The organism is Pseudomonas gingeri, assembly GCF_013385635.1.
In the GTDB taxonomy this organism is placed as follows: domain Bacteria; phylum Pseudomonadota; class Gammaproteobacteria; order Pseudomonadales; family Pseudomonadaceae; genus Aquipseudomonas; species Aquipseudomonas gingeri_A.
In genome coordinates this window covers 72,204-98,394 of the sequence record NZ_JACAPR010000016.1, presented here as the reverse complement: position 1 = coordinate 98,394, position 26,191 = coordinate 72,204, and the positions used below count along the sequence as shown (strand labels likewise).

Here is a 26,191-nt window from a genome sequence, read left to right as displayed (position 1 = left end):
TCGCTCCGTGAACCCAAAGGACTCCCGATGGACCGTCTCACCGCCATGGAAACCTTCGTCCACGTCGTGGAAACCGGCTCGTTCTCGGCGGCCGCCAGACGCCTGGGGATCGGCCAGCCCGCCGTGTCGAAAAGCGTGGCGCAACTGGAAGCCCACCTGAAGGTGCGCCTGGTATTGCGCTCCACCCGTGGCCTGACACCCACCGAAGCGGGCCTGGCGTTCTACGAACAGGCCAGGCATGCCATCGACCATGCCAACGAAGCCGAGGATGCCGCCCGCGGTGCCGGTGCGGGCCTGTCGGGCAACCTGCGTGTCAGCGCCGGCGTGACTTTCGCACGGATGTACATCATTCCTCATCTGGCTGCGTTTCTGGATCGGCATCCGGGCCTGAATGTCGACGTCGTGCTCGACGACCGCATTCTCAACCTGATGGAGGCGGGCATCGACGTGGCCTTGCGCATCGGCAACGGCAAACTGGGCGACTCCAGCCTTACCGCCCGCCGGATCGGCCAAAGCCCCAGCCGGGTTTTCGGCACTCCCGCTTACTTCGAGCGTTTCGGCGAGCCGAAAACACCACTGGACATCCTGCGTCACCAGGCCGTGATCTATAGCCTGGGGGAAAGCACTCACTGGAACTTCAGCCAGGGCGCTCGGCAACAGCCCGTCGTCGCGCATGGACGCCTGCGCGTCAGTTCTTCGGAAGGCGTGCGTGCCGGTGTCCTCAATCATCACGGTTTGGCCATGACCGCCGAATGGATGTTCATGCCGGAATTGGCCACGGGCGAGATCAGGGCGGTGCTGAACGACTGGCAACTACCGCCCAGGGAACTGTGGGCCGTGACACCGACGGGCCGAATGGCCAGCGCCAAGGCGCGGGCGTTTATTGCGCATATGGAGGGTGTTCTGAACAGCTTGCCGTCGACAGTGCAATTGTCCTGATGCTGATTGCATAAGTCTCTGTAGGGGCCTGGCTTGCCAGCGATGAGGCCCTTGAGGCTTGCGGTGCTTGTCCTGACGCCATCGCCGGCAAGCCGGCTCCTACAAGGTTTGTATTTCAGGCTTGGGTCCTGGCAATCACGGGTAAAAACGAACGCTTGTGTTGCAAGCGGCCCCGGCACTTTTCGCGGAGCATAAAAAAACGGCCTACCTTGCGGTAAGCCGTTTTTAGTACTTGGTGGCTACACAGGGACTTGAACCCCGGACCCCAGCATTATGAATGCTATGCTCTAACCAACTGAGCTATGTAGCCAAGTGGCGCGCATTATTCGCTTGGAGCGATGTTGTGTCAAGCAAATATCTGAAAATTTTCTCTACGCTATCAAAAGCTTAAGGCCCGACGGCGAAAACCGCGGGCCTTGGCCGTTTCAACTCAGGCGGAATCGCCCGGTATTGTCGCTCAGGGCCTTGCTGCCTTCGCTCAGGGTATCCGCCGCACGGTTCACCGCACGGGCTCCTTCGAGCAGCCGGACTGCCGCCTGGTCGACCTGCTGGATATTGCCGCTGACTTCATCTGCAGTGCTCGCCTGTTCGTCTACCGCGGTGGCGATCTGCGCCAGGGTGTCGGTCACGCTCTGTACCGCGCTGGCGATTTCCACCAGGCGCTCGCCCAGCCCGGTCACCGATTGCGCATCGGTTTCCGCCTGGCCGCAGGCCGCTTCCATCAATGCCACCGCCTGGCTGACAGTGGCGCGCAGGCTGTCGACGGTGCTGGCGATCTGCGCGGTGGAACTCTGGGTGCGTTGCGACAGGCTGCGCACTTCGTCGGCCACCACGGCAAAGCCACGGCCCTGTTCACCGGCTCGTGCCGCTTCGATGGCGGCATTGAGGGCGAGGAGGTTGGTCTGTTCGGCGACACCACGAATGGTGTCGACCACCGATTGAATCTGCTGGCCCTGCTCGCTGACCCGGCCCAGCGCGGCAGCGGTTTCGTTCAGGCGCTGGTTGAGCTGCTGGATGCTGGCGGTGGTGCGCTGGCTGTCGCGGCTGCTGTCCGAAGCGATGCGCTGGGTGTTCTGGGCACTGCCGGAGGCCTGTTCGCAGCTCTGGGCGACACCGAGGGAGGTGGCCGCCAGTTGCGTGGCCGCCGCGGCGATCTGGCTGATCTGTTGCTGCTGCGCCTCGACCTCGTTGAGGGCGCCGCTGGAGTGGCTGTTGAGGGTGCGCACGGCGTCGCTCAGTTGCAGGCTCTCGTGGTCCACGCCCTGCAGGCTGGTGCGCAGTTGCACCACGGCGACGTTGAGCGCGGTGCTGATGGCCGCCAGTTCGTCGCGACCTTCCACCGGCACCTGCAGGCACAGGTTGCCGTCACGCAGGGATTCGGCCAGCAGGGTGATGCCGCTGGCGCTGCGGCGGATCGAGGCCTGCAGGCAGATGAACAGGTACAACGCCGCCAGCAGCAGGCAGCCGAAGATCACCGCCACCAGGGTGAACTGGCGGATGGCCTGGCCGTGGTAGTAGTCCAGGCGGCTGTCGAGGGTGGTCAGGGAGTCCTGGCGCAGGCCGGCCAACTGGTCCAGCAAGGTGTCGAGGGTCTTCTCGAAGCCTTCCGGCTTGAGGGTGATGCTGCCGCCGAACATGCCGTCGTCGAGCGCCTTGAGGCCTTCGTCCAGGTGATTCAGGCTTTCCCGGTAACGCCCGGCCCAGCTTTGCAGTTGCGCCGGCAGCCGGGTTTCCAGTTGCGCGCCGGTCTTGGTCAATTGGTCGCGGGCGTCACCGATGCGGCTGCGCAGGTCCTTGAGTTGCAGGCGGCTCTGCAGGCTGAACTGGCCGGACACCACCGAAGCCTGGCCGACGCTGGCGAGACGGCCGACGCGTTCGATCAGGTCGGGCGCGTACTGGGTGGAGATCTGCGTCAGCAGGTAGGTTTCCATCCAGGGCGCGAGGATCAGCCGGCTGTCCATGGCGATTTGTTCCCGTAGGCCTTGCAGGGCGCTCAGGGCAGAGGTGAAGCGGTCATAGCCGTCCGGCCACCAGCCGACCTTGCTCAGGCTGGCCGAGTCGAGGCCTTCGAGGGTGGCTTGCAGGACCTGGTAACGCTTCATGGTCTCGCCATTGGCGCCTTCGTTCTGCAGAGCCTGGCCCAACTGCTCGATGGCCTGCTTGACCTCGGGCTGGGCCTTGTCCAGTACGGCCATGGCCGCGAGGGTGGCGGGTGTCGGTTGGCGGTTGGTTTCCGTGGCACGCCAGCGGGCGGCGCGGTCGCGTTGGGCGGCCAGCAGGCTGTCGAGGGAGTCCAGGGCCAACAGTTGGCGGACACCGGCACGTTCCTCGGAGATCAGCGCCAGTTTGCTGCGGTAATCCTGGCCGATCATGTACAGGCTACCCATCAGCGGCACGATGAACAGCAGGAACAGCACCTGAAATTTGCGGGCGAAACCGAATCGCCCCAACAGTCGCATCCCTGGTGATAAAAAAGCGTGCATGCCCGACCACTCCTCAAGGCATCCAGCACTGTTTGAGTGCGGTCATGACGGGTTGGTCATGACGGATGCCGTCGTTAAAGACCTCGGAAGATTCGCCAGTGAGGGCGTTGTTGGCCGGCCGCTGTAGCGAAACTTCCCATTCTCGGGCCCCTTTGTAAGGGGCCGCGCTGTAGGAGCTAAGGTAGGCAAGATTCAGACCAGTAGCAAAGAGCTATCAGTCATTTCTTTGTGCCTGGATGGATCGTTAGCTCATCAAGCATCTGGTATTGCCGCACTAAAAAATGGCACATTGACGCACCTGCAATCATGCACCCATCCGTGTGACGGAATTCCCTCATGGCTCTCACTGAAACGTCCGCTGGCGCGACCGTCGCATCGACGGCTCCGCAATCCAGTCCTCTGGTGATGCGCATCATCGGCGCGGTGGCGCTGGCGCACCTGATCAACGACCTGATCCAGTCGGTCCTGCCGTCGATCTATCCGATGCTCAAGGCCAACTACGGACTGACCTTTACCCAGGTCGGGCTGATTACCCTGACTTTCCAGGTCACCGCCTCGCTGTTGCAGCCGTGGGTGGGGTTTTATACCGACCGTCATCCGAAACCGCTGCTGTTACCGGCGGGAATGATCTGCACCCTGATCGGCATCCTGATGTTGTCCCAGGTTGGCAGTTTCCCGCTGATCCTCCTGGCATCGGCCCTGATCGGTGTGGGTTCCTCGACGTTTCATCCGGAAGCTTCCCGCGTGGCACGACTGGCCTCTGGCGGCCGTTACGGCCTGGCGCAGTCGAGTTTCCAGGTCGGTGGTAACGCCGGTTCGGCCTTTGGCCCGTTGCTGGCGGCGGCGATCATCATCCCGTTCGGCCAGGGGAATGTCGCCTGGTTCGGGCTGTTCGCCTTGTTCGCCCTGGGTGTGCTCTATGGCATCAGTCGCTGGTATCGCGCGCACTTGAACCTGTTCAAGCTCAAGCAGGGCCAGAAGGCCACTCACGGGCTGTCGAAGAATCGCGTACTCGGTGCCTTGGTGGTGCTCGGCCTGCTGGTGTTCTCCAAGTACTTCTACATGGCCAGCTTCACCAGCTATTTCACCTTCTACCTGATCGAGAAATTCCAGCTGTCGGTAGCCAGTTCGCAACTGCACCTGTTCCTGTTTCTCGGCGCGGTGGCAGCGGGGACCTTTGCCGGCGGTCCGATCGGCGACAAGATCGGGCGCAAGGCGGTGATCTGGTTCTCGATCCTCGGCGTGGCGCCGTTCACCCTGATGCTGCCCTATGTGGACCTGTTCTGGACCACGGTGCTCAGCGTGGTGATCGGCTTTATCCTGGCGTCGGCCTTCTCGGCCATCGTGGTGTTTGCCCAGGAACTGGTGCCGGGCAATGTCGGCATGATCGCCGGGGTGTTCTTCGGCCTGATGTTCGGTTTCGGCGGCATCGGCGCGGCGCTGCTGGGGCACCTGGCGGACATCCACGGTATCGAGTACGTGTACACGCTGTGCTCGTTCCTGCCGTTGTTCGGGGTGCTGGCGGTGTTGTTGCCGAAGACCAGGAAAGCCTGAATCGTGAGCTGTAATTGAGCCGAAGTGGAAGACTCGGCTCGAATCAGCTCGTACAAGTGAGGCAAAAAAGCCGCGAATCAATGCGGCTTTTTCGTTCCTGCGGATCGGGATTACTTCAAGTCCCCACCCAGGCTTGGCGTACCAAAGCCGTTCAGCGAGGCGTTGGAGTGGCTGAAGTATTCGCTCCAGAACTGGTTCAGCGCATCCATGGTCTTGCCTGAGCGATAGCTTTGCTTGACGTCATCGGTGATCAGGCCTGCGCCTGTTACATAGATGCGCGCACCGGACAGGTCGGCGAACAGATTGTGGGACTGGGCCTTTTTCAGTTCGTCGGCGACCACCAGGTTCTTGATCTGGTTTTTCGCGTAGAAGCTGGTGTAGTCACTGTTTTCCAGCATATCGCTGATCAGCAGTACCACGTGGTCGCTGACTTTGTCCGAGGCCTTGATGTCTTCGCCGATCTTGCGCAGGGCATTCATGATTTCGCTTCGCGGAATGTCCTGGCGCGCTTCGCGAAGACTCTTGACGAACAGCTTGCCGAAGCCAGCTTCAAAGGTCTTCGGCTGGCGTGCCAGGCACTGGTCGAGCGTGCGTAGCTTGCGTGCGCTGGCGTCGTCGCGGGCTTCTTCCCCTGCGTTCCTGTCGAGCTGTCCCGCGTACAGCAGGCGCAGGTACTCGCCCGGCAGGAAGGCGGAGAAACTGTAGAGCTTGACGCTGTCTCCCGGTTGCACGAAGCGGCTGATCTGTCCCCAGGCCTGCTTCTGGATGTCTTCCGGAACCGGGACGGTCTCATCCACCACGACGATCAGTTCACGATCCGGCGATGTGGGTTTCAGCTCCAGTAGTTGCGCTGTCTCATAGCAGCTTTGCAGGTCATTGCGCTCGCCGGCCATGGCCACACCGGGTATTACCAGGGCGGCCAGCATGAGCAGCTTGAGGCGCTTCATGCGTTGACCCCACCGACTTTGAAGATGCCCAACTGCTTCAACAACAGCTGTTGGTCACGGACGCTCTTGAGGGTTTCCTCGGTCTGCTTCAGGGCCTTGGCCAAGGTCGGCAGTTGCTCATCGGTGACACTGGTCAGGTCGTGGAAGCTGTTGGCATCGATCTCGGCGGGTACTGATACCGGAGCCGAGACAATCGGTGCGTGCTCGGGTAGGGCCGCGATCACTGCCTGCAGGGCGGGCACCGGCACCGTCGATTGGGCGGGGGCGACAGCCAGCGGAGTTGGTTCGACGATCGGGGCAGGCATGGCATTGATTCTTTCATTGCCGAACTGCAGGGCTTTCTCCGCGGTGCGCCGTACCATCACATAGGCATTGAAATCGCGCTTCTGGATCGCCGCGCCCTTCATGGCGTTCAGGTGCTCGGCGCGGTTGGTTTCACGGCTGGAGAGCTTCTGCTGGAGCATGCTCAGCTTATGGTCCGCGTGGCCGGAAATCTTCGTGCGCTCGCGTTCAAGCCAGCGCACCATTTCATCTGCACTGTTGAATTTGTGCGTGTAGTCATAGGCACGGCGCGAGTGCACGCCGGCAAAGCCGAAGATGCTCGCCAGCCAGCAGGTGATGCACTGGATGGCAATGTAGATCACCGACAAGATCATGTAGGTGGTCAGCGAAGCTTCACGGATCGCCTGCATCTTGTCGTCAATGGTCTTGTTGTCGGCGCTGTCGTTGACGGCCTGGGACTCATCCGGTAGTTCGAACGGGCTGGCATGAGCTGCGCTGGCGTTGTTCGAACTCTCCGCGCGCATCGAGTTGACCATTTCGTCCTGGATGCTATCGAGGGTCTTGGCGCGAACTACGAACGCGGCGACGGACATGATCAGGATAATGGCCACGAATGCACCGATCAGCAGATACTTGGGCGCGACTTCCACGGACGTCGCGATACGCGCCAGGATGCGGTTGTAGTCCTTGTCGTTGCTGTCGCTGAAGCTGTCTTCGATATTGACCGAGTCGATTTGCTTGAGGTGGCTGGAGCGCGAATCGGACGAGTCGCCACGCCACCAGGCACGGGCCTTCTTGATCAGGTTGTTGTGGTGGATGGCATGGCCCGCTGCCTCGGCAAAACCACAGGAAATCACCGCCAGCAGAATCGCCACGCCGATCGCCTGGTAACGTTTGTCACTGGCCGAGGCGTCGAGGCTCAGCCATCCCGACAGCACATAACCGAAGCCGATCGCTTCCACGACCAACAGCACTGCGGCGAGAACAAATACCCAGGCCGGACGAGGTCGGCGGCCGGCTTCGCCGATCTTCTTCAGGTAGTCCTGGCATTGGCGAAAGAACTCCGGGCTCTTGTCGACCTTGTCGTAGGTTTCGTAGTAGCTGTTGCACAGCTCATATTCGGAACTGGTCCAGCCGTCCGGGCGAACGGTCGGCTCCCTGCCCGCCAGGCGCGATACCGTACCGATGAGCGGCACGCCGTGCCAGATGCGCATGGCGAAGTAACCGACCTTTTCCCAATAGAACTTGAGCAGGCAGAGTGTTACGAAGAGGGCGGTGAGGCTGATGATCGCCATCTCGTTTGCAGCAATAAAGGCTTTGAAGGCAGCCATCGCGGATTCTTGCACGTTCGGTTTCTCCCTGGTTTACCGCTGGGTGCTGACGGGGGCATAGGCAACGGTGTAGCTCTGGTCGCCGACGGGGTAGAACAACGCGCCGCGTTCGGCGGTGGCATTGCCTTTGCTGAATACAACGTCCATGCAGGCCACCGGTGCCTTGGGTTCATTGATGAATACGCGGTACAGGACTTCCTTCTCACCTTCATAGGTGTTGGCGACAGCGTTCATCTTCGGCAGAGCCTTGCGATTGCCTTCGTCATAGCCTTTCACGACTTGAATAAAGGGTTGCTTGCCGACCTCGGCGCCGTCGCGAAGGATCGATACCGGCGAGATGGTGACCAGGTTGCCATTGACGGTATTGGCCCAGACCCGGTTGTTGTAGCCGGGCAGGTAGTCGCGGGTCTTGACCCCGTCCAGTGGCTTGTCCGTGGCCAGGCTCTTGACCTCGCCGCTTTCGCGGGGCATATCGTCCTGGCAACTGCCGACCGGGATCGCATTGGCGTAGGCGCTGCTCAACAGGCTGAAACCCCCGCTTTTCGGCGTGATGTTTTGGCCCAGGTTCCATTGTTTGCTGGAGGTGGGGACGCCGCCGAAGTCGACACTTGGTTTCGCCCTGTTGTTTGCGGTGCTGCTGGTGGACGCCACGGGGGCTGGAACGGTCGAGTCTGTCACAGGCGCAGGTGTGGCCGGTTTGCTGACCGGTTTGGCCGTGGAGGCACCATGAGCCAGATACTTGGCGTTCGATTGTTCTGCCTTGGCGCGCAGTACCAGCATTTCCTGGGATGTCAGTTCGGCGATTTCTACCCGACGATTTTCGTTACGGCCTTCGAGGGTACTGTTGTCGGCAATCGGTCGCGAAGCGCCAGCACCCTGGTAGAAGATCGAGGTCGAAGGGATGCCGGCGGCCATCAATGCTTTGCCTACGGTGCGTGCGCGGCGCTCGGAGAGTTTCTGATTGGTGGCGCCACTGCCCGTGGCATCCGTATGGCCGACCACCAGCAGGCGTCGTGTGCTGACCAATTTTGGGTCGACGTTGGCATAGACCGCAGCTACTTTGCTCACGCTGCGTTGACCACTGAGGGTGAGTTGGTCGGAACCGCTCGCAAACATCCCCGAGTCTTCTATCTGTGTTACAACGCCGGCATCGACCGGAGCTGCATTCGGTGTGGCCGAGGCCGTTTGCAGTTGTTGCGAGCTGATTTTCAGGTTTTCTTCCTTGGCGATGCGGTCCAGCTCCTGCATCCGGCTTTGCCACACGGAGCCGGCGTAACAACCCACGGCTGTGCCGGCGGCAGCGCCAATCAACGCGCCTTTTTTGCCGTTGATGGCATAACCTGCAGCACCTCCGGCAACCAGTCCGGCGCCGCACAAGATCGCCGTGCCATAGTCCTTGCCCAGTTGATCGAATTGGCTGGTGGAACAGCCGGAAGCCAGCAGCAGCGCGCTGGCAAGCGCCGTGAAGCGAAATGTGTTGCTCATCTCAAGTCCATTTCAATGCGGTTGTATAAAACGCCGTTGCACCGAAATGCCGTTAAGAACTTCAGTCATCAGGCAAAGCAAAATGCGGATGGAAAGCTTGTCCAGGACGCGCGCCAAAGCCCCAGGCGCTGTCTTCACAGGCTGGCAGTCGGTATCGGCACGATAAATTTCCCAGGAACGAATAGCGGAGTGGTCTTTTGGTTCGCGCACAGTTTTTGGCCAGCCAGGTGCAAACGTGGCCTTGGCAAAAGAGGGGAGAGTGTTCAAGCGAGATCCTGTTCCATGGAGTGCGCGATCAAGTCCAAAATGATAGCCAAATGGCATCATTCGTCTTTTGATGCTAAAGGCATTGAAGGAGGAAGTCACGAAAATGTTTGGGGCTGGCGGGGGTGGCTGGCCCAACCGCACATGGCTCGAATCAGCTCAGCTAAGCGCTGACAGGCAGGGCGCAGCCGAACGCTATTTGATATTTTTGTATACAAAAAAATGGCGAGCATGACTCTTGCCAAATCGGGCAAGACGTGATGGCAAACCGCTATTTGTCCGTGTAGTCTGGCCATTCGCAGCTCATTTCTTCGAATGGCGATCGCTACAATGAAAATAAAAAACAAGCTTGTCCTGGCCTTTGTCCTGGTCGCCTTCATTCCGGTAAGCCTTGTGGCAGTGATATCGGTGCTGAATATACGAGCTCAGGCGGTCGATCAGTTCATCGATGGCAGTACCCGCGAAATACGTCAGATCGACGGCAACATTCGACAGTTTTTCGACGGCACCCAGCAAAATGTCGATCAAATGGCGACCGATTCTGTATACACATCGGTGAGCAGTCTCAAGCACTACGAGGCTGCCGATGCGGCCAGCAAGCCGTTGCCGACAGAAGCCCGTCAGGTCATCGATAGATTCGCCCGTTATGGCGCGACCCACCCGGCCGCGGCCATCCTCTCTATCGGCCTGGAAGACGGCAGCTACGCGAAATGGCCGGATGATCCGCAACTGTCGAGCTACGATCCGCGTACGCGTCCCTGGTACAAGGCCGCCATGGCCAGCCCCGGCAAAGCGGTGCGAACCCCCGCCTATTACTATGACAAAGACGCCGTGGCACTGGTGGGTAGCGCCAGGGCAATGCTCGACGACGCCGGCAAGGCCAAGGGCGTATTCGTCGTCAGCGTTTCGCTGAAAAACCTCACCGAGCTGGTCAAGAGCATCAAGCTCGGTGAAAGCGGCTACGTGATGCTGATCGAGGATGGCACCGTGCTGGTCGATCCGCGTGACGTCGGCCACAGCTTCAAGCCGCTCAAGGACCTGGGCGAGCCCTACGCCAAACTGGCGGCCACGCCGCAAGGCTCCACCGAAGTGCAAATCGACGGGGTCCGTTACATGGCCAATATCTGGACCTCGCCCGGCCTGGGCTGGCGCTATGTCGGTCTGATCAGGTACGACGAAGTCATGGGCACGGCCACGCACATGACCTACGTGACAGGGGGGATCGTGGTCGTGCTGGTGCTGCTCTTCGCGCTGCTTGCCGCGGCGTTCGCCAGGGTCATCGTCAAGCCGATCGGCCAGGTCAGCACCGGCTTGCAATCGATCGCCGAGGGCGAGGGCGATCTGCGCCGTGATCTCGAGGTGCAGGGCAGGGATGAAACCGCTGAGCTGGCAGGCTGGTTCAACAAGTTTCTCGCGGCGATACGCCAGCTGATCCAGCGGATTGGCGCGGCATCCACCAATCTGCAGGACGCCTCGCGGGTCAACAGCGAGGTGGCCAGCAACATGAACCAGGCGGCCGGTCGCCAGCGTGAAGCGGTGGAACTGGTGTCCACGGCCTTCAACGAAATGGTCGCGACCGCCAACGAGGTCGCGCGTTCCTGTAGCGCGGCCGCCGACTCCGCCGAGAGCGGGCACCACCGGGTGGCCGAGGGCAAGCAGCAGATCGAACTGACCACCCAGAACGTCGGTCGCCTGGGGCGTCGCTTGACCGAGTCTTCCCAGGCCATGGTCGAACTGGAGGAGGGCAGTCGCAACATCAACCAGATCCTCGGCACCATCCGTGCTATCGCCGAGCAGACCAACCTGTTGGCGCTGAACGCGGCGATCGAAGCGGCCAGGGCGGGTGACCAGGGGCGCGGTTTTGCCGTGGTCGCGGATGAGGTGAGGGCTCTGGCCAAGCGCACGTCCGACTCCACCGGGGAAATCGACCAGTTGCTCAACGCCCTCGGCAGCAAGACCCAGGAAGTGTCGCAGAAGATGGAAAGCTGCCTGGACCTGTCGCGGGCCAGTGTGTCCTCGATCGAGAGTGCACGGGACAGCTTTGAAGGTATCCAGTTGTCGGTCAATGAAATCAGGGACCAGAACCTGCAGATCTCGGCGGCGGCGGAAGAGCAGCACAGCGTGGCCGAAGAGATCAATCGGCATATCCGGCAGATCTACGATGAGGCGCAACTGGTGGAAAGCCTGGCCAACTCCGCGCAGGAAGACTCGGGCCGGCTTTCGCACCTTTCGGATGAACTGAGCGGGTTGGTGGGGCGTTTCAGGTCGTAGGAAGAAGAGTGGTGCCGGCCGACTCCATCACAAAGGACGGCCGGCGTCGATCCAGCTCTCGGTCTGCTTCATCGTCAATCTGTAGCGAGCGCAGTTGAACACCCCCAGCACCTTGAGCTCGTCCATCAGCAAGGGGCGTAACAACTGCGCCTGATCGGCGTCCAGCGACAAGTCGGCCATCGCCTCTTCGCAGGTCTTGCGGTCACGCACGATGGCGCCGATGGCCTCGTTCAGTGCCTCCCTGAATTGCACCCGAACCGGATCAGGCCTGCCCATGGCTTCAAGGGTTACTTCGTATTTTCTGATCGAGCGGCGATAGGCCCATTCGAAAAGGTCGGCGGCCAGCGACACATCCAGGTACTCATAGACGCCCATCATGGCGTGCGCATAGTCCCGCACATCCATATCCAGAAAGGACAGCGGCGCGCTGTTGTACAGCATCAGGGGCACGTTGGCGGCCAGACGGCTCGTGCGTTTGTTGCCGTCATCGAAAGGTTGCAGATAGGCCAGGTTGACCCACAGGAAGAAGGCGGACTCAACCGGGTTCTTGATCTGCCTGGCTTTCTCCAGAATGCATTCGAGCATTTCACCGAGCAGGGACGGGACCTGGCTGGGCAGGTAGGTGGTATCGCTGATATTGACGATTTTCTGGCGAATGGTGCCCAGGCCGCCCGAGTCGGCCAGCAGATCCTGCATCAGCAGCGCATGCAGGTTCTGGATCACCGGCGTGGTCAGGCCATAGCTGGGGACGGCATCGACCATGAACTCGATGGCTGCCTTGTGGTTGAGCAGCATCACTGCATCCAGATCGCCGCCGGTGACTCCGCTCTTGAACAACTCCTCGGTGGCGAGCAACGAGTAACGGTTGCCTTCCAGGCGCGAGGAGGACCAGGACAGGTCGATAAGCAGTGGCTCCAGCACCTTGCGTGCATAGGTGCCCGCAGGTTGTTGGCCGCGCATGCGCCCTTCTTCCATCAGGGTTGTGGCGAGCGAGGTTGGCAGCAGCGAGGACTGGTTGGGAATGTAGTTGTCCACGAAGGTGCGTTGGTAGGTCACGGCGTGGCGCATGGCCAGCGGCTGTTCCAGGCGCCTGCGCAACGACAGGCTTTGAGCCGACCATACAGGGCCTGTACTGACTGGGGCGGGCTGGGATTCCCTGGTATCGACAAGTCTGTAACGTGTCGAACGTGTTCGACCTTCCTGAATCACGTGGCCGGAATTGACCAGTGCTTCAAGGTGTCGTTTTACTGTGGCCAAACTTGCGGAAACGTTGCTCTTCAGCTCGGTCGAGCTGGCCCAGGGTTGACCATTCCGAGCTCGCTGAGCCAGTGCGGCCAGAAGATGATCAGACGTATTGGCCATGATATTTTCCCTATTACGGCTCATTTACAGCTCAATATAGCCGGATACGGCTCATTATAGTCATTTATGGCTCATTTCAGCATCTTACAGCTCATTTTCCTGCCCTAGTTGTTTCTTGCTATCCTGATCGCCCTCTTTCATGGACGAATATCGAGACAGGCCATGGCTAACCAGACCCCGTCACGCCTCGGGAAGATACTCCAGGGGCTGCTTTTTACCCTGATTGGCATCGGCCTGTTGGGCATTGCCGTCAACCTCACCCTTGATCGACGCGAATTCCTCGCTCGCGCGCAGACCGCCGATGGCGTCGTCAGCCACTTGAATGCCGGCGGTTCGCATCCCGAGATTGCCTTCACCACTCGCAGCGGTGAACAGATTTCCTACCCCCAGGGCGGCTTTATCTTCGGTTATCAGAAGGATCAGCCAGTGCGGGTCCATTACCTGCCCGAGCAGCCGGCCGTCAGCGCCATCGTCGATGACCTGGCCGCACTGTGGGCCACTCCCGGCGTACTGGGGCTTATCGGTCTGGTGTTCTTCATTTCCGGTCTGGCAAGGGGCATCGGTCGCGGTGCGGTTCATTCACTCAAAGGACTATGAACGTATGAGCTACAACATCCCTATCCCGGTCAATGAAAGTCACTGGCAGTATCAGACTGCCAGCGGAGGCGGTTTGAGTGTGGCTTTGCTGGCGGGCAGTGGCGGTTCGATCATCTTGCGTTCGCCCCAGGGCGAGAACGTCAGCTACCGCTACGGCGGCGTCGGGGTGGGTGTCGGATTTGGCGCGCGGTTGCCGCGTTTCGGCAAGATCAATATCCAGGTCAAGGGCAAGAGCGTGGGCGGGGTTGGTGCGGCGGAGGCCTTTCCCAGTACCGGCAAGGTGTTTGTCAGCGACGCCCTGGTCAGTCGTGACCTGACCAGCGACGACATCACCGGACCTTGCCTGTATACCGAAGTGGGCCTGGGACTGGTGGTCGGCGGTTCAGCCACGGCCCTGTTGTTCGGCCTTGATCCCAAGCTGCTGGCGTTGGCGGCGGCAGTCAGCTCCAATCCGGCGACCTCGGTCATTGCCTCCGCCACGGTCAACCGGCAGTTATTGCAGTCGGCCCGGGGCGCGGTGGTCATGGCGGGCATGAACGCGGGTGTGCAGGCCGGTGGCGCCGCCGCGATCTACATGGGCTATCTGTTCTAGTCGCGACTGACGGGTCGATACCACGCACCCATGAAAAAGCCGCGAATCAACGCGGCTTCTTTGGTTTCGGCAACGCTTACACGTTGAAACGGAAGTGCATCACGTCACCGTCCTTGACGATGTATTCCTTGCCTTCCAGGCGCCATTTACCGGCTTCCTTGGTTCCGGCTTCACCCTTGTACTGGATGAAGTCGTTGTAGGCGATCACTTCGGCGCGGATAAAGCCCTTTTCGAAGTCGGTGTGGATCACGCCGGCCGCCTGTGGGGCAGTGGCGCCGACCTTGACGGTCCAGGCGCGGACTTCTTCGACACCGGCGGTGAAGTAGGTCTGCAGGTGGAGCATTTCGTAACCGGCACGGATCACGCGGTTCAAGCCGGGTTCTTCAAGGCCCAGGGCTTCGAGGAACATGTCTTTCTCTTCACCGTCGTCGAGCTCGGCGATTTCCGCTTCGATCTTGTTGCACACCGGTACCACGACCGCGCCTTCTTCCTCGGCAATGGCCTTGACCACGTCCAGCAGCGGGTTGTCCTCGAAGCCGTCTTCGGCGACGTTGGCGATGTACATCACCGGCTTGGTGGTCAGCAGGTGGAAGCCCTTGATCACCGCCTTTTCGTCGGTGCTCATGTTCTTCATCAGGCTGCGCGCCGGCTTGCCTTCGGTGAAGTGGGCGATCAGCTGTTCCAGCAGGCCTTTCTGGATCACAGCGTCCTTGTCGCCGCCCTTGGCGTTGCGCGTGACTTTCTGCAGTTGTTTCTCGCAGCTGTCGAGGTCGGCGAAGATCAGTTCCAGGTCGATGATCTCGATGTCGCGTTTCGGGTCGACGCTGTTGGAGACGTGAATCACGTTCTCGTCTTCGAAGCAGCGGACCACGTGGGCGATGGCATCGGTTTCACGGATGTTGGCCAGGAACTTGTTGCCCAGGCCTTCGCCTTTCGACGCGCCGGCCACCAGGCCGGCGATGTCGACGAATTCCATGGTGGTTGGCAGGATGCGCTTGGGGTTGACGATCTCGGCCAGGGCTTGCAGGCGTGGATCGGGCATCGGCACGATGCCGCTGTTCGGCTCGATGGTGCAGAAGGGGAAGTTCTCCGCCGCGATGCCGGATTTGGTCAGGGCGTTGAACAGGGTGGATTTGCCGACGTTGGGAAGGCCGACGATGCCGCAGTTGAATCCCATGGTGTTTCCCCTAGGAGTTAGAGTCAGGCCTTCTGGGTGTGCAGGTGTTTCATCGCGCGGTTCCATTCACCGGCGAGGATATCCGGCAGCACGCCGAGGGCAAAGTCGATGCTGGCATCGAGTTTTTCCTGTTCGGCGCGTGGCGCACGACCCAGGACGAAGTTTGAAACCATACTCGCAACGCCAGGGTGGCCAATGCCGAGTCGCAGGCGGTGAAAGGTGTTCTGGTTGCCGAGCTGCGCGATGATGTCGCGCAGACCGTTGTGACCGCCATGGCCGCCGCCCTGCTTGAGCTTGGCAACGCCGGGTGGCAGGTCGAGTTCGTCATGCGCCACCAGGATTTCCTCGGGCGTGATGCGGAAGAATCCAGCCAATGCCGAGACGGCCTGGCCGCTACGGTTCATGTAGGTGGTGGGAATCAGCAGGCGAACATCCTGACCCTGGTGACTGAAGCGCCCGGTCAGGCCGAAATACTTGCGATCGGCCACAAGATTGATGCCTTGTGCCGAAGCGATGCGTTCAACAAAAAGGGCCCCCGCGTTATGCCGGGTCTGTTCGTATTCGGTGCCTGGATTTCCCAGGCCAACGATCAGTTTGATGGCAGTCACGACAGGGGCCCTTCTGTGGAGTGGTGGATAACATCGCCGCAATGCTTGGGTGTGGCGAAAAAAGTGGACGAAAAACGCTCATTTACCATGACGTAAACTTCGCATTCTCGCCCGCTTTCTCGCTACGTTCCAGTCCGCGATGTTTCCAGTCACTCCGGCGTCAGAGTGAAATTACTCTGCAGCGCCTTCTGCTTCTGGAGCAACACGTGGAGCGTGAACGTTGGCAACAGCCTTGTCGTCACCGTGTGCCAGAGCAACAAACTCAACGCCTTTAGGGGCCTTGAGGTCGGACAGGTGAATGATCGAACCGACTTCGGCGTCAGCCAGGTCGACTTCGATGAACTCAGGCAGGTCCTTGGCTTCGCAGGAAACTTCGATCTCGTTCACAACGTGGGAGATCTCGCCGCCTTTCTTCACTGGAGCAGCTTCGTTGATGAAGTGCACAGGAACGACAGCGGTCAGTTTCTTGCCAGCAACAACGCGAACGAAGTCGGCGTGCATGATGAACTGCTTGGCCGGGTGACGCTGCATCGCTTTAACGATCACGTCTTGCTTGACGCCGCCGATGTTCAGTTGGATGACGTGGCTGAAAGCAGCCTCGTCTTCGAACAGCTTGGCAACTTCTTTAGCCAGCATCATGATGGACTCAGGAGCCTTGTCGCCACCGTAGACAACGGCAGGAACCTGGCTGGCGAGACGACGCAGGCGGCGGCTCGCACCTTTCCCCAGGTCGGTACGCGCTTCGGCGTTCAGGATGAAATCAGTCATTTTGTATCTCCAAAATAGCCATGTCCGGGTGACGCCTGCGACCGACGTCAAAGCGGCATGGGCAAAAAAGCCCCGCCCCAACATGAGTGTTGGGGCGGGGCGCTTTACGTCAACGAGGTGTCTGCAAGGTATGAAAACTGCCTGCGCGACGATCATGCTGCGTTAAAAACAGGCTCGCAATGCTCATGTAGGTCCCTACACTCCGCTTGCTCGCCTGTTTTCGCCTTGCCTGATCGCCGCTCGGCGAGTTTTCGTACCGAACCTAGCGGAACATCGCGCTGATCGATTCTTCGTTGCTGATGCGGCGAACCGCTTCGGCGACTACCGGTGCGATATCCAGTTGACGGATACGTGCACAGGCTTGTGCTGCGGCGGACAGCGGGATGGTGTTGGTCACCACCAGCTCGTCCAGCACGGAATTTTCAATGTTCTCGATTGCCCGACCCGACAGCACAGGGTGTGTGCAGTAGGCAAAGACCTTGGCAGCGCCATGTTCCTTGAGGGCTTTCGCCGCGTGGCACAGGGTGCCGGCGGTGTCGACCATGTCGTCGACGAGAATACAGGTGCGGCCTTCGACATCACCGATGATGTGCATCACTTCGGAGTGGTTGGCCTTCTCACGACGTTTGTCGATGATGCCCAGATCCACGCCCAGCGACTTGGCGACAGCCCGTGCACGCACGACGCCACCAATGTCCGGAGACACAATCATCAGATTTTCGAAGCGTTGGTCTTCGATGTCATCCACCAGAACGGGGGAGCCGTAGATGTTATCTACCGGAATATCGAAGAAGCCCTGGATCTGGTCAGCGTGCAGGTCAACCGTGAGAACACGGTCGATGCCTACCACGGTGAGCATGTCAGCGACGACTTTCGCGCTGATAGCCACACGTGCGGAGCGCGGACGGCGATCCTGACGGGCGTAACCAAAGTAAGGGATCACCGCAGTGATTCGAGTGGCTGAGGACCGGCGGAAGGCATCAGCCATCACGACGAGTTCCATCAGGTTATCGTTGGTCGGAGCGCAAGTCGGCTGAATAATGAAGACATCTTTACCGCGGACGTTTTCATTGATCTCAGCGGTAATTTCGCCGTCGGAGAATTTACCGACAGAGATGTCACCGAGAGGGATATGCAGCTGACGTACGACACGTCGAGCCAGATCGGGGTTAGCGTTCCCCGTAAAGACCATCATCTTGGACACGCGCAGTACCTAGAGGCTGAGGGTAACCTGGATGAGTATTAGAAAATGGCAGGGGCGGCTGGATTCGAACCAACGCATGGCAGGATCAAAACCTGCTGCCTTACCGCTTGGCGACGCCCCTGTATCTGTTGCAACGAGTACCCAGTACCCGAATTCCTAGAGCAGACTTTGCAACTTGCGATGCAACATCGAGATGTTGCTTCCCTTGGCTACAAACCCTGTGTGGGTCTCTGCAAGAAGGGCCGAGACTTTATCAGCTTCAGCTTTGCTTGGGAAGGCCCCAAACACACAACTTCCAGTTCCGGTTAATTTTGCTTCGGTAAATTTACCTAGCAAATTCAAGGCGTTATGTACTTCTGGATAACGTCTCGCGACAACCGGCAAGCAGTCATTTCGACTGTTTCCCTTGGGAACGGGGCGCACTTTAATGGGCGCGGAGTCACGTGTCAACAGCGGATCGGAAAAAATTTCTGCTGTACTTACAGATACTTGCGGAACAAGCACGACGTACCACGGTTCTTCGGGGTCCACCGGGGTGAGTTTTTCCCCCACGCCTTCGGCGAAAGCCGCGTGGCCACGGACGAAAACCGGGACGTCGGCGCCCAGGGTCAGGCCCAGGGCGGCGAGGCGATCTTCATCCCAGGCCAGCTGCCAGAGGTGGTTCACGGCGAGCAGGGTGGTCGCGGCATTGGAGCTGCCGCCACCGATGCCGCCGCCCATGGGCAGGATCTTGTCGATCCAGATGTCCATGCCGAGGGGGCTGCCGGATTGTTCCTGGAGTTTTTTCGCCGCGCGCACGATGAGGTTGCTGTCGTGGGGCACGCCGTCGAATTCGCTGTGCAGCCGGATCACGCCGTCGTCACGCACGGCGAAACTCAGTTCGTCGCCGTAATCGAGAAACTGGAACAGCGTCTGCAACTCGTGATAACCGTCGGCACGGCGACCGATGATGTGCAGCATCAGGTTCAACTTGGCGGGGGCGGGCAGGGTCAGGCGGCTGGCCGGCATGTCACTGCCCCAGCTGGCGCGGCTGCCAGTCCTTGATCACCAGGGTCACATCGAGGTCGCGACCGTGCAGCTTGATGCGTTCGGGCAGCCAGTAGCCGTTCTGCTCGGTGTAGCTGAGGTACTCGACCTGCCAGCCATCCTGGTCCAGGGTGGCGAGGCGGCTGTCGTTGTCCAGGCCCAGGCGGCTCTTGCTGTCGGGTGCGGGCAGGCCGCGAACCCACCAGACCAGATGGGATACCGGCAGGCTCCAGCCCATCTGCTCTTCGAGCAGGGCTTCCGGCGTCGTGGCTTCATAGCGGCCCTGGTTGGCGACTTCCAGCGAGACCTGGCCCGGGCGTCCGGTCAGGCGGGCAGCGCCGCGACCCAGCGGGCCGGACAGGCGGATATCGTAATAATCCTGGCGTTGCAGCCAGAACAAGGTGCCGCTGCCGGAGTCCTTCGGGGCGCGGATCCCGACCTTGCCGTTGATCTGCCAGCCGTCGAGGCTGCTCAACTGCTGCTTGTGCCTGGCCCACTGGGCCGGGTCGCCGTGGCCCTCGACGGACTCACGGGCACCAAAGCCCGCACAACCGGCGAGCAGGGCGATCAGGCTGAAAACAACGAGGTGGCGCAAAAACATAAGCTTAAAGAGTCTCGGATCCGGTCAGGCGCTTGATGGTGCTGCGCAGGATGGGGCTGTCGGGCTGGTCCTTGAGGAATTGCCCCCAGATTTTCCGGGCTTCGCTCTGCTTGCCGTTGGCCCACAGGACTTCGCCCAGGTGTGCGGCGACTTCCTGGTCGGGGAAGCGCTCCAGGGCCTGGCGCAGCAGGCGCTCGGCCTCATCGAGGTTGCCCAGGCGGAAGTTCACCCAGCCGAGGCTGTCGAGCACCGCCGGATCTTCCGGATTCAACTGATGCGCTTTCTCGATCAGTTCCTTGGCTTCGGCATAGCGCGTGGTGCGGTCCGACAGGGTGTAGCCCAGGGCGTTCAAGGCCATGGCGTTGTCCGGCTCGCGCTTGAGGATCGCCCGCAGGTCCTTTTCCATCTGGGCCAGGTCGTTGCGTTTTTCCGCCTGCATGGCACGGGTATACAGCAGGTTCAGATCGTCCGGGTATTGCAGCAGGGCCTGCTGCAGGACTTTCCAGGCCTGGTCGCCGTGATTGTTGGCGGAAAGGATCTCGGCCTCGATCAGGTACAGCTGGATCGCGTAGTCCGGCTGCTCGTCGCGGGCGGCGGCGAGCTTCTTCGAGGCCTCGGCGCCGCGGCCGCTGGTCACCAGGATATCGGTCTGGCGCAGTTGGGCCGGCAGGTAGTCATTGCCCGGGCCGACCTGTTCGTACTCTTCCAGGGCGCCCTGCGGGTCGTTTTTCTCTTCGGCGATGCGGCCCAGGTTCAGATGGGCGGAGTCGACGTGGCTGTCGCGGGCGATCAGTTCTTCCAGATAACCCTTGGCCTCGTCCCAGGCCTTGGCTTCCAGGCAGACCAGTGCCAGGGAGAAGCGCAGCTCGTCATCTTCCGGATACTGCTGGACCAGGCTGGAGAACTGCACCTTGGCATCGGCCATGCGGTCCTGTTCGACCAGCATGCGCGCATAGGTCAGGCGCAGGCGCTTGTCGTCCGGGTACTTCTTGATGCTTTTTTCCAGCAGCGGAATCGCTTCCTTGCCGCGATTCATGGTTTGCAGCAGGCGTGCGCGCAGCAACAGCGGGGCGACTTCGCCGTCTTCCGGCGGGTTGCTCTCCAGCAGCGTCAGGGCGCCCTGGTTGTCACCGTTCTGTTGCAGCAACAAGGCCTTGCCGAAAATCAGCTGGCTGTTCTTCGGGTGCTTGACCAGCAGCCGGTCGAAACTCTTCATCAGGCCGTTGCGGGTGTCCTGGTCGGTGTCGGCGGCCGACAGCGCGAGGAAGTCGAAATGGGTGTCGCCCTTGCCCTGCAGGACCTTCTCCATATAGACCATGGAGTCGTCATAACGCCCGCTGCGCGCCAGCTGGATCGCCGCCGCGCGTTGCGCTTCAAGATCGTCCGGGGCGTTTTTCGCCCAGATCAGCGAGGTGTCGAGGGCTGCCTGGTCGGCACCCAGGTACTCGGCAATACGGAAGGCCCGCTCGGAAATACCGGGGTCCTGGGTATTGATCGCCTGGGTGACGTAGTTATCCAGCGCGATATCGAAACGATTTCGCTGCCCGGCCAGTTCCGCACTCAGCAGGCTGAAGACCGTGTCTTCGCTGAAGGAGCTGTAGACCTTGGGCTTTTCCGGGGCCGCAGTGGTGTCCTCGGCCTGTGGCGTATTGCCCGGCGATACGGGAGCCAAGGCCTGGCAGCCGCTGAGGAAGACAAAAGCGAGAAGCAACGCGGAGGATCTATTCATATAGGAGAAGGGCAACTTACCTGCGGTCGGGGCATCATGACACAAGCGGTGGGCAGAACCATACCCGTGACCGCTCACCGGGGCACTTATAGCAATGTTCCATTAGGACAATAGTCGGCAATGGTTGTTCTGAACCGGGTGAAGTAGGACAATTGTCGGCTTCTCGACATCATCAGCGACCTTGAATGGCCTTCCTCGCACTCGGCATCAACCACAAGACGGCCTCCGTAGACGTGCGCGAGCGCGTGGCATTTACTCCCGAGCAGTTGGTAGAGGCCCTGCAGCAGCTCTGCCGCCTGACCGAAAGCCGGGAAGCCGCGATCCTTTCCACCTGCAACCGCAGTGAACTGTATATAGAACAGGATCACCTGGCGGCGGACACGGTGCTGCGCTGGCTGGCCGATTATCACCATCTGAGCCTCGAAGAGCTGCGCGCCAGTGCCTATGTGCATGAAGACGATGCGGCCGTTCGTCACATGATGCGTGTCGCCTCCGGCCTGGACTCGCTGGTGCTCGGTGAACCGCAGATTCTCGGCCAGATGAAGTCCGCCTACGCCGTGGCGCGGGAAGCCGGGACCATCGGACCGTTGCTCGGGCGTTTGTTCCAGGCCACGTTCAGCGCCGCCAAACAGGTGCGTACCGACACCGCCATCGGCGAAAACCCGGTGTCGGTGGCCTTTGCCGCCGTCAGCCTGGCGAAACAGATTTTCAGCGACCTGCAGCGCAGCACCGCGTTGCTGATCGGCGCCGGCGAGACCATCACCCTGGTCGCCCGCCATCTGCACGAGCAGGGAGTGAAGCGTATCGTGGTCGCCAACCGCACCCTGGAGCGGGCCAAGATTCTCGCCGAAGAATTCGGTGCCCATGCGGTGCTGCTGGCCGATATTCCCCAGGAACTGGTGCACAGCGATATCGTCATCAGTTCCACCGCCAGCCAGTTGCCGATCCTCGGCAAGGGCGCGGTGGAAAGTGCCTTGAAGCTGCGCAAGCACAAGCCGATCTTCATGGTGGACATTGCCGTTCCCCGGGATATCGAGCCGGAAGTCGGCGAGTTGGACGACGTTTACCTCTATAGCGTCGACGATCTCCACGAAGTGGTCGCCGAGAACCTCAAGAGCCGCCAGGGCGCCGCCCAGACCGCCGAGGAGTTGGTGAGCAGCGGCGTCGACGAGTTCATGATCCGCCTGCGCGAACTGGCGGCGGTGGATGTGCTCAAGGCGTACCGCCAGCAGAGCGAACGCCTGCGTGACGAAGAATTGCAAAAGGCCCAGCGTCTGCTGGCCAATGGCAGCAGCGCCGAAGAGGTGTTGATGCAACTGGCGCGGGGCCTGACCAACAAGTTGATGCATGCGCCCAGCGTGCAACTGAAAAAGTTGTCCGCCGAAGGCCGCCTCGATGCGCTGGCCATGGCCCAGGAACTCTTTGCCCTCGGTGAGGGCTCATCGGATAGCTTTTCGGATAAGAAACCGCAATGAAAGCGTCACTGCTCAATAAGCTGGACATCCTCCAGGACCGTTTCGAGGAACTGACCGCCTTGCTTGGCGATGGCGAAGTCATTTCCGACCAGACCAGGTTTCGCGCCTATTCCCGGGAATACGCCGAGGTCGAGCCGATCGTCGCGGCCTACAACCAGGTGTTGAAAGTGCAGGCGGACCTCGAGGGTGCCCAGGCGCTGCTCAAGGACAGCGACCCGGACATGCGCGAGATGGCGGTCGAGGAAGTCCGCGAAGCCAAGGAGCAACTGCTCGAGCTGGAGTCCGCCCTGCAACGCATGCTGTTGCCCAAGGACCCCAACGACGGGCGCAATGTCTTTCTCGAAATCCGTGCCGGGACCGGCGGCGACGAGGCGGCGATCTTCTCCGGCGACCTGTTCCGCATGTACTCGCGTTATGCCGAGAAACGCGGCTGGCGGGTGGAGATCCTCTCGGAGAACGAGGGCGAGCACGGCGGTTATAAAGAAGTCATTGCCCGGGTCGAAGGCGACAATGTCTACGGCAAGCTGAAGTTCGAGTCCGGTGCCCACCGCGTGCAGCGCGTACCGGCCACCGAATCCCAGGGACGTATCCACACCTCGGCCTGTACCGTGGCGGTGTTGCCCGAGCCGGATGAACAGGAAGCCATCGAGATCAACCCGGCGGACTTGCGTGTCGACACCTACCGTTCCTCGGGCGCGGGAGGCCAGCACGTGAACAAGACCGACTCGGCGATCCGTATTACCCACATCCCGTCGGGGATCGTGGTCGAGTGCCAGGAGGAGCGTTCCCAGCACAAGAACCGCGCGCGGGCCATGTCCTGGCTGTCGGCCAAGCTCAACGACCAGCAGACCAGCGCCGCCGCCAACGCCATTGCCAGCGAGCGCAAGCTGCTGGTGGGCTCGGGCGACCGTTCCGAACGCATCCGTACCTACAATTTTCCACAAGGCCGGGTCACCGACCACCGTGTCAACCTGACCCTGTACTCCCTGGACGAAGTCCTGGCGGGCGGTGTCGAGGCGGTGATCGAGCCATTGCTGGCCGAATACCAGGCCGATCAACTGGCGGCCTTGGGTGATTAAATGACTATTATCGCCAGCCTGCTGCGCGCCGCCGAACTGCCCGACTCACCGACCGCGCGCCTGGACGCCGAGTTGCTGTTGGCGGCGGCCCTGGGCAAGTCCCGCAGCTACCTGCACACCTGGCCGGAAAAGATCGTCAGCAGCGAAGCCGCGCTGGCCTTTTCCGGTTTCCTGCAACGCCGTCGTGGTGGCGAGCCGGTGGCCTATATCCTCGGCCAGCAGGGGTTCTGGAAACTAGACCTGGAAGTCGCGCCGCATACCCTGATTCCGCGTCCCGACACCGAGCTGCTGGTGGAAGCCGCTCTTGAACTGCTGCCGGCGACTCCGGGCAAGGTGCTCGACCTCGGCACCGGCAGCGGCGCTATTGCCCTGGCCCTGGCCAGCGAGCGTCCGGCCTGGCGCGTTACGGCGGTGGACCGGGTGCTGGAAGCCGTGGCCCTGGCCGAGCGCAATCGCCAACGCCTGGGCCTGGACAATGCCACGGTGTTGAGCAGCCATTGGTTCGGTGCCCTGGAGGGCCAGCGCTTTGATCTGATCATCAGCAACCCGCCGTATATCGCCTCGGCCGACCCGCACCTGGCCCAGGGCGATGTGCGCTTCGAGCCCGCCAGTGCGCTGGTGGCCGGTGCCGATGGCCTGGACGACCTGCGCTTGATCATCGCCCAGGCACCGACGTATATGGAGCATGATGGCTGGTTGATGCTCGAACACGGCTACGACCAGGCCGATGCGGTCCGTGAACTGCTCTCGGCGCAGGGCTTCAGTGAGGTGCACAGCCGTACCGACCTGGGTGGTCACCAGCGCATCAGCCTGGGACGTCTATCGTGCTGAACGACCAGGAGCTGTTGCGCTATAGCCGGCAGATCCTGTTGCAACAGGTCGATATCGATGGCCAGTTGCGTCTGAAAAACAGCCGGGTCCTGATTGTCGGCCTCGGCGGTCTCGGTGCGCCGGTAGCCTTGTACCTGGCTGCCGCCGGCGTCGGCGAATTGCACCTGGCGGACTTTGACAGCGTCGACCTGACCAACCTGCAACGCCAGATCATCCATGATACCGACAGCGTCGGTTCGACCAAGGTCGACTCGGCACTGCGCCGGCTGACGGCAATCAATCCGGAAATCGGCCTGGTCGCCCATCGCCAGGCCCTGGATGAAGACTCCCTGGGCGCCGTGGTGGCTGCCGTTGACCTGGTGCTCGATTGCTGTGACAACTTCGCCACCCGCGAAGCCGTCAACGCTGCCTGCGTGGCCGCCGGCAAGCCGCTGGTCAGCGGCGCGGCGATCCGTCTGGAAGGGCAGTTGTCGGTGTTCGACCCGCGCCGCGCCGAAAGCCCGTGCTACCACTGTCTTTATGGTCACGGCAGCGAAGCCGAACTGACCTGCAGCGAAGCCGGCGTGATCGGTCCGCTGGTCGGTCTGGTGGGCAGCCTGCAAGCCCTGGAGGCCCTGAAGCTGCTGGCCGGTTTCGGTGAGTCGATGGTGGGGCGGCTGCTGCTGATCGATGCCCTGGGCACGAAGTTCCGTGAGCTGCGGGTCAAGCGCGATCCGCACTGCAGTGTTTGCGGCAGCCGCGATGCGTGACGCGCCGATCGGTGTGTTCGACTCCGGCATCGGCGGGCTGTCGGTGCTCAATGAAGTTCGTGCGCTGTTGCCCAACGAATCGCTGCTGTATGTCGCCGATTGCGGACATATTCCCTACGGTGAAAAAAGTCCGGAGTACATTCGCCAGCGTTGTGCAGTGATTGCCGGGTTCCTGCGCGGGCAGGGCGCCAAGGCCCTGGTGATTGCTTGCAATACCGCGACGGTGGCCGGTGTCGCCGATCTGCGCCAGCGTTACCCTGACTGGCCGCTGGTGGGCATGGAGCCGGCGGTCAAGCCTGCCGCGGCGGCTACCCGCAGCGGTGTGGTCGGTGTCCTCGCCACCACCGGGACCTTGCAAAGCGCCAAGTTCGCCGCCTTGCTCGACCGCTTCGCCAGCGATGTGCGGGTGGTCACCCAGCCGTGCCCCGGCCTGGTGGAAATGATCGAGGGAGGCGATCTGCACAGCGCGGCTTTGCGCCAGTTGCTCGCCAGCTATGTCGAGCCGCTTCTCACGGCGGGCTGCGACACGATTATCCTCGGCTGCACCCACTATCCCTTCCTCAGGCCGCTGTTGCTGGAGATGATTCCGGCGTCCATCAGCCTGATCGATACCGGTGCCGCCGTGGCGCGGCAACTCCAGCGCCTGCTGGAGGCACGCGACCTGCTGTCCGCGGGGCCGGCGCGCGAGGCGCAATTCTGGACCAGTGCTGATCCGCAGCACTTCGGGAAAATCCTTCCGATGCTATGGAGTGAGCCGGGCGTTGTGCAAGGCTTCAAGGGGTAAGACATCGGCTTGGAACGGTGCATCCCCGTGAGCTTGTACCTGGCGCCAGGTTT

23 protein-coding genes, 2 tRNA genes and 1 pseudogene are annotated in these 26,191 nt (G+C 61.1%); 11 read left to right on the top strand and 15 right to left on the bottom strand.

Annotation, left to right across the window (positions count from 1 at the left end; translation table 11 throughout):
- Positions 1–27 precede the first annotated feature (27 nt).
- Complete coding sequence (locus tag HX851_RS44560) at positions 28–939, top strand: LysR family transcriptional regulator (RefSeq protein ID WP_177056296.1); 912 nt, start codon at positions 28–30, stop codon at positions 937–939.
- A 233-nt stretch (positions 940–1,172) separates the two neighbouring features.
- Here HX851_RS44560 and HX851_RS44555 read toward each other — a convergent pair.
- Both HX851_RS44555 and HX851_RS44550 read right to left on the bottom strand, forming a co-directional pair.
- Positions 1,173–1,249: transfer RNA gene (locus HX851_RS44555), tRNA-Met, on the bottom strand.
- 115 nt (positions 1,250–1,364) lie between these two features.
- A complete protein-coding gene (locus tag HX851_RS44550) occupies positions 1,365–3,422 on the bottom strand; it encodes a methyl-accepting chemotaxis protein (protein ID WP_177056295.1) in 2,058 nt (685 codons plus the stop codon).
- Between the two features lie 336 nt (positions 3,423–3,758).
- Between HX851_RS44550 and HX851_RS44545 the strand changes: the two genes are divergently transcribed.
- Complete coding sequence (locus tag HX851_RS44545) at positions 3,759–4,976, top strand: MFS transporter (RefSeq protein ID WP_177056294.1); 1,218 nt, start codon at positions 3,759–3,761, stop codon at positions 4,974–4,976.
- 110 nt (positions 4,977–5,086) lie between these two features.
- Here HX851_RS44545 and HX851_RS44540 read toward each other — a convergent pair whose 3' ends face one another.
- Genes HX851_RS44540 through HX851_RS44525 form a run of 4 tightly spaced genes read right to left on the bottom strand, consistent with a single transcriptional unit; the run spans position 5,087 to position 9,288 of the window.
- A complete protein-coding gene (locus tag HX851_RS44540; RefSeq protein ID WP_177066004.1) occupies positions 5,087–5,923 on the bottom strand; it encodes a hypothetical protein in 837 nt (278 codons plus the stop codon).
- Positions 5,920–7,536: a hypothetical protein gene (locus HX851_RS44535; protein ID WP_177056292.1), complete on the bottom strand. Its 1,617-nt coding sequence runs from the start codon at positions 7,534–7,536 to the stop codon at positions 5,920–5,922. The genes HX851_RS44540 and HX851_RS44535 overlap by 4 nt, the downstream gene beginning before the upstream one ends.
- Before the next feature lie 33 nt (positions 7,537–7,569).
- A complete protein-coding gene (locus tag HX851_RS44530) occupies positions 7,570–9,021 on the bottom strand; it encodes an OmpA family protein (RefSeq protein ID WP_177056291.1) in 1,452 nt (483 codons plus the stop codon).
- 12 nt (positions 9,022–9,033) lie between these two features.
- Positions 9,034–9,288 (bottom strand): hypothetical protein, encoded by a 255-nt coding sequence (locus HX851_RS44525; protein ID WP_177056290.1) that lies wholly within the window; start codon positions 9,286–9,288, stop codon positions 9,034–9,036.
- Between the two features lie 312 nt (positions 9,289–9,600).
- Between HX851_RS44525 and HX851_RS45580 the strand changes: the two are divergent.
- Positions 9,601–10,701, top strand: a pseudogene (locus tag HX851_RS45580) (HAMP domain-containing protein); the annotation flags it as partial.
- A gap of 87 nt (positions 10,702–10,788) precedes the next feature.
- Positions 10,789–11,556 (top strand): methyl-accepting chemotaxis protein, encoded by a 768-nt coding sequence (locus HX851_RS45575; protein WP_420902238.1) that lies wholly within the window; start codon positions 10,789–10,791, stop codon positions 11,554–11,556.
- Positions 11,557–11,583: 27 nt separating this feature from the next.
- Here the strand turns inward: HX851_RS45575 and HX851_RS44515 are convergent, their stop codons facing one another.
- Entirely contained in the window at positions 11,584–12,624 is a 1,041-nt protein-coding gene (locus HX851_RS44515; protein ID WP_256262787.1) for a Fic family protein, read from the bottom strand.
- Positions 12,625–13,080: 456 nt separating this feature from the next.
- Between HX851_RS44515 and HX851_RS44510 the strand changes: the two genes are divergently transcribed.
- Entirely contained in the window at positions 13,081–13,515 is a 435-nt protein-coding gene (locus HX851_RS44510; protein ID WP_177056287.1) for a DUF3592 domain-containing protein, read from the top strand.
- Positions 13,516–13,519: 4 nt separating this feature from the next.
- Positions 13,520–14,107 carry a hypothetical protein gene (locus HX851_RS44505; protein ID WP_017123778.1) on the top strand — a complete coding sequence of 196 codons (588 nt, stop codon included), beginning with the start codon at positions 13,520–13,522 and terminating at the stop codon, positions 14,105–14,107.
- A gap of 76 nt (positions 14,108–14,183) precedes the next feature.
- Here HX851_RS44505 and ychF read toward each other — a convergent pair whose 3' ends face one another.
- From ychF to HX851_RS44465, 8 genes are all read right to left on the bottom strand, one after another.
- Positions 14,184–15,284, bottom strand: coding sequence for a redox-regulated ATPase YchF (gene ychF / locus HX851_RS44500; protein WP_177066001.1), 1,101 nt, complete (start codon positions 15,282–15,284; stop codon positions 14,184–14,186).
- A gap of 23 nt (positions 15,285–15,307) precedes the next feature.
- Entirely contained in the window at positions 15,308–15,892 is a 585-nt protein-coding gene (pth, locus tag HX851_RS44495; protein WP_177056284.1) for an aminoacyl-tRNA hydrolase, read from the bottom strand.
- A gap of 171 nt (positions 15,893–16,063) precedes the next feature.
- Entirely contained in the window at positions 16,064–16,660 is a 597-nt protein-coding gene (locus HX851_RS44490) for a 50S ribosomal protein L25/general stress protein Ctc (protein WP_017123775.1), read from the bottom strand.
- 262 nt (positions 16,661–16,922) lie between these two features.
- Complete coding sequence (locus tag HX851_RS44485; protein ID WP_003171603.1) at positions 16,923–17,864, bottom strand: ribose-phosphate pyrophosphokinase; 942 nt, start codon at positions 17,862–17,864, stop codon at positions 16,923–16,925.
- A 46-nt stretch (positions 17,865–17,910) separates the two neighbouring features.
- Positions 17,911–17,985: transfer RNA gene (locus tag HX851_RS44480), tRNA-Gln, on the bottom strand.
- A 35-nt stretch (positions 17,986–18,020) separates the two neighbouring features.
- Positions 18,021–18,872 carry a 4-(cytidine 5'-diphospho)-2-C-methyl-D-erythritol kinase gene (gene ispE / locus HX851_RS44475; RefSeq protein ID WP_177066000.1) on the bottom strand — a complete coding sequence of 284 codons (852 nt, stop codon included), beginning with the start codon at positions 18,870–18,872 and terminating at the stop codon, positions 18,021–18,023.
- Position 18,873: 1 nt separating this feature from the next.
- Positions 18,874–19,491: a lipoprotein insertase outer membrane protein LolB gene (gene lolB, locus HX851_RS44470; protein WP_177056282.1), complete on the bottom strand. Its 618-nt coding sequence runs from the start codon at positions 19,489–19,491 to the stop codon at positions 18,874–18,876.
- 4 nt (positions 19,492–19,495) lie between these two features.
- The gene (locus tag HX851_RS44465) at positions 19,496–21,220 is read right to left on the bottom strand and encodes a tetratricopeptide repeat protein (protein ID WP_177065999.1); all 1,725 of its coding nucleotides are present in this window, start codon (positions 21,218–21,220) and stop codon (positions 19,496–19,498) included.
- A 185-nt stretch (positions 21,221–21,405) separates the two neighbouring features.
- On the opposite strand from HX851_RS44465, the gene hemA reads away from it, so the two are divergent.
- The 5 genes from hemA to murI are packed head-to-tail and all read left to right on the top strand — an operon-like array spanning position 21,406 to position 26,138.
- Entirely contained in the window at positions 21,406–22,695 is a 1,290-nt protein-coding gene (gene hemA / locus HX851_RS44460) for a glutamyl-tRNA reductase (protein WP_177065998.1), read from the top strand.
- A complete protein-coding gene (gene prfA / locus HX851_RS44455) occupies positions 22,692–23,774 on the top strand; it encodes a peptide chain release factor 1 (protein ID WP_177056279.1) in 1,083 nt (360 codons plus the stop codon). Before hemA ends, prfA begins: the two co-directional genes overlap by 4 nt.
- Positions 23,775–24,605, top strand: a complete 831-nt coding sequence (gene prmC, locus HX851_RS44450) for a peptide chain release factor N(5)-glutamine methyltransferase (RefSeq protein WP_177056278.1) — start codon at positions 23,775–23,777, stop codon at positions 24,603–24,605.
- Positions 24,599–25,354 (top strand): molybdopterin-synthase adenylyltransferase MoeB, encoded by a 756-nt coding sequence (locus tag HX851_RS44445; protein WP_177065997.1) that lies wholly within the window; start codon positions 24,599–24,601, stop codon positions 25,352–25,354. The genes prmC and HX851_RS44445 overlap by 7 nt, the downstream gene beginning before the upstream one ends.
- Positions 25,347–26,138 (top strand): glutamate racemase, encoded by a 792-nt coding sequence (gene murI / locus HX851_RS44440; protein WP_177056276.1) that lies wholly within the window; start codon positions 25,347–25,349, stop codon positions 26,136–26,138. Before HX851_RS44445 ends, murI begins: the two co-directional genes overlap by 8 nt.
- Positions 26,139–26,191: the final 53 nt, after the last annotated feature.